Source organism: Photobacterium sanguinicancri (assembly GCF_002265265.1).
Taxonomy (GTDB): domain Bacteria; phylum Pseudomonadota; class Gammaproteobacteria; order Enterobacterales; family Vibrionaceae; genus Photobacterium; species Photobacterium sanguinicancri.
Map to the genome: position 1 here is coordinate 1 of NZ_NOIF01000145.1, position 13569 is coordinate 13569.

General features: G+C 43.8%; 11 protein-coding genes, 1 pseudogene and 1 riboswitch. Of the genes and pseudogenes, 9 read left to right on the top strand and 3 right to left on the bottom strand.

The window, feature by feature from the left end; genetic code table 11:
• Positions 1-84: 84 nt before the first annotated feature.
• Positions 85-1326 (top strand): cytosine permease, encoded by a 1242-nt coding sequence (codB, locus tag ASV53_RS17900; RefSeq protein ID WP_094958088.1) that lies wholly within the window; start codon positions 85-87, stop codon positions 1324-1326.
• 11 nt (positions 1327-1337) lie between these two features.
• The gene (locus tag ASV53_RS17905; RefSeq protein ID WP_094958089.1) at positions 1338-2621 is read left to right on the top strand and encodes a cytosine deaminase; all 1284 of its coding nucleotides are present in this window, start codon (positions 1338-1340) and stop codon (positions 2619-2621) included.
• A gap of 123 nt (positions 2622-2744) precedes the next feature.
• Here the strand turns inward: ASV53_RS17905 and ASV53_RS17910 are convergent, their stop codons facing one another.
• Entirely contained in the window at positions 2745-3974 is a 1230-nt protein-coding gene (locus tag ASV53_RS17910) for a S1 family peptidase (RefSeq protein ID WP_094958090.1), read from the bottom strand.
• A 221-nt stretch (positions 3975-4195) separates the two neighbouring features.
• Complete coding sequence (locus ASV53_RS17915) at positions 4196-4663, bottom strand: hypothetical protein (RefSeq protein WP_062687692.1); 468 nt, start codon at positions 4661-4663, stop codon at positions 4196-4198.
• Positions 4664-4900: 237 nt separating this feature from the next.
• Here ASV53_RS17915 and ASV53_RS17920 point away from each other — a divergent pair, with 237 nt between their 5' ends.
• The 6 genes and pseudogenes from ASV53_RS17920 (at position 4901) to tenA (ending at position 10278) form a co-directional block, all read left to right on the top strand.
• Positions 4901-5476, top strand: coding sequence for a PhnA domain-containing protein (locus ASV53_RS17920; protein WP_062687691.1), 576 nt, complete (start codon positions 4901-4903; stop codon positions 5474-5476).
• A gap of 281 nt (positions 5477-5757) precedes the next feature.
• Positions 5758-5872, top strand: a riboswitch (TPP riboswitch).
• Between the two features lie 68 nt (positions 5873-5940).
• Positions 5941-6771 carry a bifunctional hydroxymethylpyrimidine kinase/phosphomethylpyrimidine kinase gene (thiD, locus tag ASV53_RS17925; RefSeq protein WP_094958091.1) on the top strand — a complete coding sequence of 277 codons (831 nt, stop codon included), beginning with the start codon at positions 5941-5943 and terminating at the stop codon, positions 6769-6771.
• Between the two features lie 17 nt (positions 6772-6788).
• A complete protein-coding gene (locus tag ASV53_RS17930) occupies positions 6789-7568 on the top strand; it encodes an ABC transporter ATP-binding protein (protein ID WP_239928844.1) in 780 nt (259 codons plus the stop codon).
• Between the two features lie 94 nt (positions 7569-7662).
• Positions 7663-8409: pseudogene (locus tag ASV53_RS17935) on the top strand (ABC transporter permease); the annotation flags it as partial.
• 121 nt (positions 8410-8530) lie between these two features.
• A complete protein-coding gene (locus ASV53_RS17940; protein ID WP_094958094.1) occupies positions 8531-9511 on the top strand; it encodes an ABC transporter substrate-binding protein in 981 nt (326 codons plus the stop codon).
• A 101-nt stretch (positions 9512-9612) separates the two neighbouring features.
• On the top strand, positions 9613-10278 hold the full coding sequence (tenA, locus tag ASV53_RS17945) for a thiaminase II (protein WP_094958095.1): 666 nt from the start codon (positions 9613-9615) through the stop codon (positions 10276-10278).
• A 171-nt stretch (positions 10279-10449) separates the two neighbouring features.
• Here the strand turns inward: tenA and mrcB are convergent, their stop codons facing one another.
• On the bottom strand, positions 10450-12837 hold the full coding sequence (gene mrcB / locus ASV53_RS17950) for a penicillin-binding protein 1B (RefSeq protein ID WP_094958096.1): 2388 nt from the start codon (positions 12835-12837) through the stop codon (positions 10450-10452).
• A 231-nt stretch (positions 12838-13068) separates the two neighbouring features.
• Between mrcB and ASV53_RS17955 the strand changes: the two genes are divergently transcribed.
• The gene (locus ASV53_RS17955) at positions 13069-13515 is read left to right on the top strand and encodes a hypothetical protein (protein WP_062687688.1); all 447 of its coding nucleotides are present in this window, start codon (positions 13069-13071) and stop codon (positions 13513-13515) included.
• Positions 13516-13569: the final 54 nt, after the last annotated feature.

A 13569-nucleotide genomic window follows, 5' to 3' on the forward strand; every position in this document is an offset into this window, starting at 1 on the left:
CTTATATCCATACAATACGCGCCGTTTGGCTGAAATATGGCAACAATATTTTAATTTAGTGATAATCGACTGTAGAGGTTTTAAATGGCTGGTGACAACAACTATAGCTTAGGTCCCGTACCGCAATCGGCGCGAAAAGGGGTTCTATCACTAACGATGGTAATGTTAGGGTTAACGTTCTTTTCTGCCAGTATGTGGACAGGTGGGACCTTGGGAACCGGGTTAACTTATGATGATTTTCTCCTCGCTGTTCTTATTGGTAATTTAATCCTCGGTATCTATACTTCCTTTCTTGGTTACATCGGCTCTTCTACTGGCCTCTCTACTCACCTTCTTGCTCGATTCTCTTTTGGCTCTAAAGGCTCTTGGCTTCCCTCTCTTCTTCTTAGCGGTACTCAAGTTGGTTGGTTTGGTGTTGGCGTGGCAATGTTTGCTATCCCTGTACATAAAGCGACAGGCATTGATACCAACATTCTCATTGCGGTATCGGGTCTACTAATGACAGCCACTGTGTACTTCGGTATCGCCGCATTAATGATCCTTTCCGCTATCGCAGTCCCAGCTATTGCACTACTTGGCGGCTACTCAGTGATTGAAGCCGTTAGCAGCATGGGTGGTATGGAAGGTTTAAAAGCAATCACACCGAAAGACCCTATCGAATTCTCAACAGCACTGGCACTCGTCGTTGGTTCATTCATTTCAGCAGGTACACTAACCGCAGACTTCGTTCGATTTGGTAAAAAGCCCAAAGCAGCAGTATTCATCACCATGATTGCTTTCTTCATCGGTAACTCATTAATGTTTATCTTCGGGGCAGCAGGTGGTGCAGCTACAGGTCAGGCGGATATTTCTGAAGTGATGATTGCGCAAGGGCTATTAATTCCTGCGATTATTGTGCTTGGTTTAAACATTTGGACAACCAACGATAATGCGCTATATGCCTCTGGTCTTGGTTTATCAAACGTCACAGGGATCCCAAGTAAATACCTGTCAATGATTAACGGTATTGTCGGTACTTTATGTGCACTATGGCTCTACAATAACTTTGTTGGCTGGTTGACCTTCTTATCGGCAGCTATTCCACCAATTGGCGGTATTATTATTGCGGATTTCTTGAAAAACCGTCATCGTTATAAAGATTTCGCAAATGCCGAATTTAAAACGGTTAACTGGGCAGCCATCATAGGTGTTGCTATCGGTGTTGCCGCTGGCCATTTCCTACCAGGTGTTGTTCCAATCAACGCAGTATTAGGTGGCGCATTAAGTTACTTAGTGCTGAATCCGCTTTTAAACCGTCACAATCAATCTGTTCAAGCTAACGCATAAGGTATATGACGATGCAACAGTCAGAAATGCTCATTAAAAACGTTACAATTCAAGGCAAGGAAGGCCTGCATCAAATCCTAATTGAAAACGGTCAGTTTTCTAACATTGCACCAGCTGATGAAGCTATTGCGTTTGATGGTTATGTGCTCGATGGTGAAGGTGGCATGGCTATGCCTCCTTTCTGTGAACCTCATGTTCACCTTGATACAACGCAAACAGCAGGTGAGCCTAGCTGGAATATTTCAGGAACACTTTTTGAAGGTATTGAGCGCTGGTCTGAGCGTAAAGCCCTACTCTCTGTTGAAGATGTAAAAACACGCGCAAAACAAACGCTAAAGTGGCAAATTGCTAACGGTGTTCAACATGTGCGCACCCATGTCGATGTTTCTGACCCAACGCTTATTGCTCTAAAAGCAATGTTGGAAGTAAAAGAAGAAATGAAAGAATGGGTTGATATCCAGATTGTGGCATTCCCACAAGAAGGTATTTTATCGTACCCGAATGGTAAAGAACTGCTTGAAGAAGCAGTTAAATTAGGTGCAGATGTTGTAGGTGCTATTCCTCACTTTGAATTTACCCGTGAATACGGCATTGAGTCTCTGCACTTTGCTTTCGAATTAGCGCGCAAATACGACCGCTTAATTGATGTGCATTGTGATGAGATTGATGATGAACAATCGCGTTTTGTGGAAACCCTTGCTGCTCTAGCACACAAATACGAGATGGGCGATCGCGTAACAGCAAGCCATACAACGGCAATGCATTCATACAACGGTGCTTATGCGTCTCGCTTATTCCGTTTGCTAAAGATGTCGGGCATTAACTTTGTTGCGAATCCACTGGTGAACATTCACCTGCAAGGCCGCTTTGATGATTACCCGAAACGTCGTGGTATTACGCGCGTAAAAGAGATGCTAGCGGCTGATATTAACGTCTGTTTTGGTCATGATGATGTATTCGACCCATGGTATCCGTTAGGCACTGCAAACATGCTACAAGTTCTGCATATGGGGCTGCATGTTTGTCAGGTAATGGGCTACGATCAGATTAACCAATCGTTAGATTTAATCAGTGTGAAATCGGCTCGTACGTTAAACATTCTGCCTGAATACGGTATTGAGCATGGCAAAGCGGCTAATTTGATCATCTTACCCGCTGAAAATGGCTTTGATGCGGTTCGCCGTCAAGTACCTGTGCGCTTCTCTATTCGTGGTGGTAACGTTATTGCTGAAACACAACCAGCAACAAGCCACATTACATTAGATGAAAAAGAAGCGATTACTTTCCGTCGCTAATCGTTTATGACAATTGATTATAAATGAACACTAAAAGCCACTGAACATTCACTGTCAGTGGCTTTTCTTTATCTACTCTAAATTACTTTCTATTGTCGCTTGCTATCTCGGCAATCTGACAGATTAACGCTTACCTCGCCTAACAAGCGCAAACATTCCCAGCAGTAATCCAATATACCAAGGCACTGAACCACCAGCACCATGGTCGATGAAATTACAGTTATTTGGCGATACCCCTTCTGCATTAGGATTGCATTTCTTATCACCATCTGGATTATTAGGATTATCTTTAATAAAGTCAGGCACAGTCACTGTGTTACTTGGTGGACCATTCACAAGGTAGCCCTGCACCCAGCCGAAATAGGTGCCTATCCGAGTGTAAAATGCAGGTCGGTTAATCGAACCACATAATGGTGAGCCACCAGGAACACCACTCATAATACCAAGTTGAATTGTTTTACCCGAAGCGTCTTTAACCGTCGCAGGGCCACCGCTATCCCCTTTACATACATCAGGGCCATATGGCGGCACATCTTCAGCTGCATCAACAGGTGGCGTACTTATTTTAGAGGGCAGCGAACAGATCTTCGTTAAATTAAACGGGCTATCAACGAGTGATGGTGCATCATCGCCATTTTCTAATCGCTCAAAACAAACATTCATCGGTAAAAAAGCCACTTTTGCAGTTTGCAATGTATCAGCGGCAGAATCACTATTACCGTCTATTGCTGTCGTTCCCCAGCCAGTTACAGTGAGATTTTCTGGGCGATTCCCTTCATCCCACAGCTTGCCTAAAGAGGTATCAAAATCACTGGCTATTTGTGAATTAGCTAGCGTAATTGGTGTCAATTCTGGCGGGAAAGCACGATTAACCCGTAAGAGCGCAATATCACTATCGAGAGCTAACGCTTTTACATCCGACTCAACTGAGCCATCCGGACGCAAACTGTTTACGATTTTAGATAATCGGGTGTATTTAGGGTGAACCACAACATGAGAGACCGAATAATAGTTACCGATTTGCGCATTTGATAAGGCAGTTTCACCAACAGTAATGCTGATTTGATAAGGCTTAAGTACAAAAAAGTCAGATTCTACAGAACCGTCAGTTCTCGCGTGTACCAGGCAGTGCGCCGCTGTTAATACCCAATGGCTATCAATGATGGTTCCGCCGCACATCGGGTGCTCATTACTCACACTTAACCGAAGTGATGCCATCCATGGGTTTTCGGCAATACTTGTATCACTGCCATCAATGATTCGAGGGGCAACTTCAAACTCTTGTGCATAAGAAGGAAATGAAACACCAGCTATTCCTAGCCCGATAGCTAGACAAATTGTCTTTTGAAACATGATTTTCTCACTACTAACATCCTTTTATTAGCAGAATCTAATCATATTAGTTACAAGCTCTAATCATCATTCCACCTGCTTTGCGAGATAAATCATTAAATAGAGTACAAACTTTACAACCTATTATTACTAATAGTTATGTTTGCCGAACTTTGCCCAAAAAAAACCGTACACAGTATGTACGGTTATCTTTAGTGAAAATCAACGCATTGCAAACACGTTTATGGGCAAGCAACTGCCTCAATATTTACTTGATTCAATCCCTGAATGCCTAACTCTGTTGCCAACGTTGGAAAAAACTTAGCATTCTCGTAAGCAGATTTAATATCAGTAATGTCAATCTTGTACACTTTCAGGTTCAATTGCTTCATTTCAGTCGGTGTACAGCTTTTCCCATCTTCGAAACACACTGGGTTAGTGGTATCAATTTTTGCGCATGATGACGAATGTGTGCCAATGCCGTAATTATCTAAATCACTTTTTGTTCCATTCGGAAACACATCTGGCAAAATATTCGCAAAATGGCTATCTGTTACCGCATAAGTACCATCATCTAAGCCAGTAACACCTTCAACATTTATGCTCTCGACTGCAAATACTTTAGTTTTGCCTGATAGAGTGTCTTTGATTTCTTCTTCTGTGCAGCCAAATAGGGCTACTAAGCTGATAAGTACAATGGCCTTTTTCATGTTCATCCTTTTTGTATGTTTTAATTATGTTGGTTGCTTGCTACTAAATATCGGCTAATTATGCTGTTTCTTGATAGGTTCATCATCAATTAACTGCATTTTTTTACTTTTGAACCATTTATGCTTTACTAAACCGTATGTCGCTACAATATAATTGTGTGATATATGCCCATATGCCTTCCAAATTCACTAAATGGTGGCATAATACGGCCTCACAAAATCTACGGACAATTTCTAATGACTATTGAAAATATTCTAAAACAACGCAGCGAATCTAAGTGTGAGCTTTGTTCTTCAGACAGCAACCTAAGTGTTTATGAAGTACCAGCATCACCGGATCAAACTGCAGGTTGTTGTGTAATGGTTTGTGATACTTGTCGTGGACAAATCGAAGATGCAGATACTGTTGAAGCTAACCACTGGCGTTGTCTAAATGACAGCATGTGGAGCCAAACTCCAGCTGTTCAAATCGTGTCTTACCGCATGCTTAACCGTCTTGCGACATCAGAATCTTGGGCTCAAGACCTTAAAGATATGATGTACATGGAAGAAGATATGGTTGAATGGGCTGAAAAAGGCATCGCTCTTGAAGAGCTAGAATCTATTCAAACTGTTGATGTTAACGGTACACCGCTTCAAGCTGGCGATAACGTAACTGTGATCAAAGATCTTCCAGTTAAAGGTTCTAGCCTAGTAGTTAAACAAGGTACTGCGGTACGTGGCATTCGTATGAATGACAACCCACTTCACATCAGTGGTAAAGCTGCAGGCACGACTATGGTGCTTATCGCTGCTTACTGTAAAAAAATGTAATTCAAACGAATTCATTATTTAAAGGCGCTAATTTAGCGCCTTTTTGCTATCTGCTCTCCGCTAGCCGCCACTGACAGTAATAAATCACCTCTTCTCGATTTCGATGCCTCAGTTAGTAACCATTCAAACTGATTAACACAGTACTCTTCTGCTATATTTTTTCTATTTCACTCATGATTAATACCAATTAATCTAGGATAAGGGGTAGATGATCCGTGCGATTACGTTATAATCCCAGCCATACAAAATGCTAAACATATTGATATTTTCAGTATGTTATTGAAAGTTAGTCGGGGGGCCTTAGGCTGAGACTGCAAGATACGATGTGTATCAAGTGCGGGACCCGTTGAACCTGATCCAGTTAACACTGACGTAGGGAACTAACAGCTGTGTCCCCTATTTCGATCACTCAAGATCGCTCTACAGGCACCTGTTATCCCTATATCAATTTTTAGGGATAAATTATGGTAACGCCATCTAAAACACCAATTACTTTAACCATCGCAGGCTCAGACAGTGGCGGTGGTGCCGGTATTCAAGCTGATATAAAAGCAATTTCTGCCACAGGTGGTTATGCTTGTTCTGTTATCACTGCGCTAACCGCTCAAAATACCCTAGGTGTCAGCGGTATATTTGCCATACCACCTGAATTTGTTGAACAACAACTTGATGCTGTCTTTTCTGATTTAGATGTAAAAGCAGTCAAAATCGGCATGTTAAGCGATACTAAGATCATCGCAATGGTGGCCAAAAAACTTCAACAATATCAGCCGAAACACCTAGTTATTGACCCTGTCATGGTCGCCACTAGCGGTGATTTATTATTACAGCAAGATGCTATTTCTACGCTGAAAGAAACCCTACTCCCCCTTGCCGATGTTATCACCCCTAACCTACCTGAAGCTGCAGCATTGCTAGGCTGTACAGTGCCTCAAACCGAAGCTGAGATGGATGCCTTAATCGAAGAAATGCGACAGCTCAATACAAAGACCATCTTATTAAAAGGCGGACATTTAGAGCAAAGTGAGACCAGTACCGATCTGCTCATCACCGCCGATGATGTTTATCGTTTTAGCACCCAGCGCATTCAAACCCATAATACTCATGGTACAGGCTGCACGCTTTCAGCCGCAATTGCTTCTTACCTTGCTCAAGACCATGATTTAGTCACGGCAGTTACTCACGCTAAAGGCTACATTTCACACGCCATATCCCATGCTGATTCGCTAGAAATAGGATCGGGGCACGGCCCAGTTCATCACTTCTTTGCTGGTCATTTTGATCCAACGGCATAAGAAGTATGAGATCAGATATGACAACTCTAATTCAGCCATTGCCCACACAAGCAGGTGTCGCAGTGACACTCACTCAGTGTCAATTACGCTATAACACCAGTGATAAACCGCTCTTTACGCAGCTAAACCTCACGCTACCAAAAGGCCAGTGGAGTTGTATTTTAGGTAAAAGTGGTTGCGGTAAAACATCGCTTTTGCGTTTATTGGCAGGCTTATTGGACGAGCAAGCAGATTGGCAGGGTTCATTAACCGCCTCTGACCATCAACCTATTGAGGGGCGGGTGGCATACATGGCGCAGCAAGACCTTCTTTTACCTTGGTTATCTGTACTTGAGAACGTTTGTTTAAGTTCTCGCTTTAACCCAGAACAATCCGCAGAAAGTAGCCAAGTTCGGGCGTGTGAATTACTTAACCATGTGGGCCTTGGCGATCATATCCATGCTCGCCCTGAAAGCTTATCAGGCGGTATGCGCCAACGCGTTGCACTTGCCCGCACACTACTGCAAGACAAGCCGATTGTGTTAATGGATGAGCCTTTTTCGGCGTTAGATGCCGTGACACGCCATAAATTACAAACGCTGGCCGCGACCTTATTAAAAGATAAAACCGTCTTGTTAATCACCCATGACCCGCAGGAAGCATTACGGCTTGGTGACCAAATATTGCTGATGTCGGGTTCACCCGCGACCATGGTCTCGCTCCCTACCCCACAAGGTCAGGCTCCGCGTAATTACAGCGCAGAACTCGCACAACACCAACAAAGTATTATCACGCGTTTGGAGCAAGATTATGGTTAATCATCCTCAAATTGCTTTACAAAAAGCGGCTTTGCAGAAAACGGGGCGACCAAAAAACAGACAAGCAAAATCGTGGACGAATGCGGTATCACACCCTGTGATTCGTCTGATGATCAGCACAGCTATCATCGTGGGATTATGGCAATTAGCGGTTGTTGTATTTGAACTACCCAGCTTTATTCTACCGACACCTCTGGCTGTTTTTGACAAACTGCTTCAGCGCTATAACGTGTTGTTTTATCACGCATCCGTCACCGCATCTGAAGTCTTATTAGGGCTGTTACTTGGGCTATCAATGGGGCTCATATTTGCATTGCAAATGCTATTGTTTGATCCGCTAAGACGTTGGTTATTGCCTATTTTAATCGCAAGCCAAGCCATTCCCGTCTTTGCCATTGCTCCTATTTTGATGCTTTGGCTGGGCTATGGCATTGCGTCTAAAGTCGTCATGGCTGCGCTCATCATTTTCTTCCCTGTTACCACCTGCTGCTACGACGGGCTACGTCATACACCAACGGGCTATTTAGATCTGGCGAAAACAATGGGTGCCAATAAATGGCAGCTTTTACGTCATATTCGCCTGCCCGCAGCGTTACCTGCATTAGCATCTGGTATTCGGGTAGCTGTTGTTGTGGCGCCGATTGGCGCAGTGGTTGGCGAATGGGTGGGCTCTAGCGAAGGCTTAGGTTATCTGATGCTGCAAGCTAACGCACGGATGTTGATCGACGAAATGTTCGCCGCGTTATTCATTCTCGCGTCATTCTCGATTGCACTCTACTTCTTTGCGGATATAGCACTTAAGCGTCTTATCCCTTGGCAAAGCACAGAACATACACATTGATTCTATGTACTCATTTTCAGCTCATACCATGCTAGATAAGCCACTCTTTAGCTATCTGTTTAGAAAGCTAATTGGCTCAGTGGTATTGGCGTCACTATAACTATTACGATAAAGGCTCAATATGAAAAATTGGTTTACACAACGCAAAGTTACAAAGTGTGCTTTAGCACTAGGTTTAGCTATTGTAACCATCGGCAGCACAGCAGCTTCAGCAGCAGACACTGCGAACAAAGAAATGACCCTAATGCTGGATTGGTTTGTTAACCCTAACCATGGCCCAATTGTTATCGCCCAAGAAAGAGGACTATTTAACGATCAAGGCTTAACAATTCAGATCCAAGAGCCTGCCGATCCTAGCGTACCTGCGAAACTGGTTGCTGCGGGTAAAATCGATATGGCCATTTCGTACCAAACAAGCCTAACCACTGATGTTGCCGCTGGCTTACCGCTTATCCGCTCTGCAACACTCATCGCCACACCGCTCAATACACTAATGACATTAGATAATGGCAAAATCAAAACACTTGCTGATTTAAAAGGCAAAAAAATTGGTATTGCGATTGCGGGGAACGAAGAAGCGACCATAGGCTCTATGTTACAGAGCCAAGGGGTGGCTTTTGACGATGTGAAAATTATTAATGTAGGCTGGGCACTCTCATCTTCACTTGCATCAGGCAAAGTCGATGCGATTTGGGGCGGTTTACGTAACTTTGAAACGAATCAATTAACACTCGAAGGTTACAAAGCAAAAGCCTTCTTCCCAGAAGAGCACGGTGTACCGTCATACGATGAGCTTGTTGTTGTCGCCAATAAAAACAGCTACGACGCTGATGCGCTGAAGAAATTCAACAAAGCCATTGAGCTGGCGACACAGTACATAGTGAACCACCCAGACCAAGCATGGAAAGAGTTTGTTGCCTATGCCCCAGACACGCTAAACAACGAATTAAACCGCCGCGCATGGCAAGACACTTTACCTCGTTTTGCATTACGTCCATCCGCTATCGATCCCGTTCGTTACGACAACTTCGCGCAGTTCATGTTTAAGCACAAGATCATCAGCCATGCACCAAAAGCACAAGATTACGTACCAACGTTATAGATTCTGCACTTGATTTATTAATTAATGAGTCATAAAGCAAATTATTGTTAATTCGAATATTTTCCCTGCTTATATCATTAGGCAGGCACTAAAGGACAACCATGAACTATCAGGATCTTATTTCCGCTTGCCAACAGGATTGGACGGACTACACCCAACACAGCTTTGTTCAGGATCTTGCCAATGGCACTTTAAACGCCGCTGCGTATCTACACTACTTGAAACAAGATTTTCTATTTCTAAAGCATTACGCACGCGCTTATGCGCTGGCAGTTTATAAAGCACCGACATTGGCAGACATGCGTGAGCCGCTGCCAAGCCTTACTGCGCTATTAGAGACTGAAATTCAACACCACGTAACATATTGTGGCCAATGGGGCTTAACAGAGTCTGACATGGAAGCCGAACTCGAAGATTTTGGTACCGTCGCGTATACCCGTTATGTGCTTGATACTGGTATGGCAGGTGATTTATTAGACCTTTACGTTGCCCTGGCTCCTTGTGCTATTGGTTACGCCGTCATTGGTGAGCAACTTATTCAGTCACCAACAACAAAGCTTGAAGGTAACGCCTATGCCAGTTGGATTGAAATGTACGGCAGCGAAGAGTTTCAGCAAGGGGCGCATAAAACCATAACTCGTCTAAACAAGATGTTGGCGGAAGTTGAGCTTAACAGCACCCGTGGTCAGCGTTTGTGTGAAATTTTCAAAACGGCGACACGTATGGAAGTGGCGTTTTGGCAACAAGGACTAAATGCCTCGCTTTAAACATAAAGCCGAATAGATAGTGATTCGAGTCACTCAGTCAATAAGTGTTAACTAAAAAGCCGCAGTGTATTGAATACACTGCGGCTTAATTCATTGTGACTGTATCTTAGGTTGAGGCAGTATTTGAATAAAATTCAATAAAATATCTAAGCAAATACCTAAAAATACCCTCTACCAGTCAAATAGATTTTGGAAGAAACGTTGTACCTTCTTCACGCATGTCACTTTCAGCAAACCGTTAGGATCCCATGCTGGTAGATGTTCTTGCCCTAAACAACGCTGACTGTAAGTACCGTTTTGATTACGCTGATAATCAAAAGTGGCGATCTCGCTAGGACGCTGCAATACCAAAGGTTCTGGATCTCGGCGTAAAATATAATCGGTGTACAAACGCAATGCACCCGATGATCCCGTGAGTTTAGAGTTAGAGTTATCGTCCTTACCAATCCATACGGTCACCACTTCACGTCCATCAATACCGACATACCAACTATCTCGCCCTTTATCTGACGTACCGGTTTTACCCGCTAAACGCGATGACGGTAATTGACCGTTAAGGTAACGCGCTGTCCCTTCTGTCACCGTTTTTTGCAACCCGTACATAGTTAACCATGCCGATTGTTCAGAGACGACTTGTGATGAAAGCGGTAACTGTTGAAATAACACCTCGCCGTCATTGGTGACTACGGCACTTAATGCTTTCAGCGGTGCTTTACGCCCACCACTCGCAATGGTTTGATACATCTGCGTCACCTCAAATGGCGTCAAGGTAAACGCCCCCAGCAGCATTGAAGGCAGTGGTGGTATTTCCTGACGATCGACACCCAACTTCGCCATGGTATCAATCACCCCTTCAAGCCCGACGGCCATTCCCAAATTTACCGTTGGAATATTATAAGACTTAGCCAACGCCAAATAGAGTGGAACTGCCCCACGGTATTGACGGTCATAATTTCGCGGCGACCAAATCTCACCACGCTCTCCTGTTAACTTCAGCGGTTTATCTTCAAGGCTAGTGGCCAGTGAAAAACGCTCTGGTTGTGATAACGCCGCTAAATAAATGGCAGGTTTCACTACAGAACCAATTTGGCGTTTTGCATCAATCGCACGGTTAAAACCCGCATAGCCCGGCTTACTTCCACCAACCATTGCACGCACTTCGCCCGTCAATCGGTCAGCAATAACGATGGCATTTTCTATATTTGCGCCCGCTTTTTTAGCCAGTTTAGGCATGGTGGAACGCACCGCCTCTTCTGCTTTTTCTTGCGATAGTGGATCTAGCGTTGTAAATAAGCGAAGTCCTTTACCCGATTCAAACTTATCGCCGACTTGTTCGGTAAGTTCACGGCGAAGCTGATCAAAATACGCAGGTTGTCGGCGAGAAAGTTGTCCTTTTTCTTGCACATCTAATGGACGTTGAATCGCCTTTTTATAGCTGACGTTATCAATCATTTGGCTATCGTGCATCATACGCAGCACGAGATCACGGCGTGCTGTTGCACGTTCAGGATAACGCCAAGGATTGTAATAAGAAGGGCCTTTCACCAAGCCTACCAGTAAGGCTTGCTGATCAACTCGAAGTTCAGATAATGGTCGTCCAAAGTAAAAGCGCGCGCCCAAGGCAAAGCCGTGAATAGCTTGTTTACCACTTTGAGCAAGATAGACTTGATTCAAATAAGCATCAAGGATTTGGTCTTTCTCATAATTATGGTCAATGATCAGTGCCATATAGGCTTCTTTGATCTTTCGCCATAAGCTACGTTCACTCGATAGAAATAAATTTTTCGCTAACTGTTGAGTCAGCGTACTGCCACCTTGCACTGTTCGTCCTGCTTTTATATTAGCAACGAATGCACGGCCAATAGCCACAATCGACACACCATCATGCTGATAAAAGTCGCGATCTTCTGTCGTTATCAGTGCATCTATTAGTGCAGAAGGCATTTGATCTTTTGGCAGATAGATACGTTGTTCGGTGGTTTGTGATTCCAACATCCCCAGCATTTTAGGTTCAATTCGAATAATACCTAGTTGTTTTAGCTCTTTCTTACCACCACGCTCAACCCATTCCGAAATACGTTTGACAGAAGTGTAATCAAATTCAACCACCACATGCCTTTCATCCTCTTTACCTTCCTTAAAGATAAAAGGACGACGGACGAACTCAAGTTTCAATCTTGAAGATGTATATTCTCCAGATCGACTCGGTCTGTCGACTTGTTGGTATTTAAGCTGTTTTAATTCATTCAGTACTTCTTCGTAGCGAACTTTAGCCCCTGGTTGCAAAACCAATTCACGAGCATAAACAACTGACGGTAACTGCCACAACTGCCCGGTAAATTTATCACTAACAACTTGCTGTAACCTAAACCCCAGCAGCACAGTCGCTATAAAAAAGGCGATACCAACCGATAACAAGCCATACATAATATAGCCGCGTTTATTCCTGCCCAAGGCATGCGGTTTACTAGCAACACTCGACTTAGCTGACGTTGGCGTATCAGAGATATCGGCCCCTTGAGGCTGCTCTGAGTGCGATGTGGGTTTACGGTCTGGCATAGGGGTACGCTGAATAGGTCACAAAAAACAGCGACTATATGAAAGCCTCCTTCGAGAGATGTCATCCCATTGTCAGGATCACTCCAACTAAAACTCTTAATAATCCCCCACGTTCCACTATCTTGGGATGAAACAGCAGTGGTAATTAGCCATAAAATCACTCAGAATACGCGCCCGCTCTTTTTATCATGCAGTCCCGTCATAGATAAGTTGACACTTCGGAGAAGTATTATGGAACGCGATTACACATTTGAATGCCTTGTTACTATGCCACGACACGAGCTGGAAGAATTCAGTATGCGAGTACTGAGCCGCATGGTACCCGAAGATATGATGGAAGAACTGTTCACGTTCGATCAAGAAGAAATCGACAATGAAGACCGCCTGAAATCAGCACAATTTGATGCCATGCTTCGTATGACAGCGATTGCACTTGGCGAAGTAAAAGGGGCATTTGAAGCCTCAGAGAATTCACATCAAAATACTGAACGCATGACTCGCTTACTGCTTTGGCATTTCTACGCCTTGTCATTCAACTTAGAAGAAGCTGTAACACTTGAGCAACACTGTGAAGAAGTAGAAAAGATCTTAAAGAATGCACCTGAAAATGCATTTGGCTGGGTTTCTGTTCTTACCGAACTTTTGCATGCGTACGCAACACTGAGCGATAAAGCATAAAGCCACAACGCGGCCTATTATTGCTATTGAAATAAACAAAAAGCGGCTAAGGCC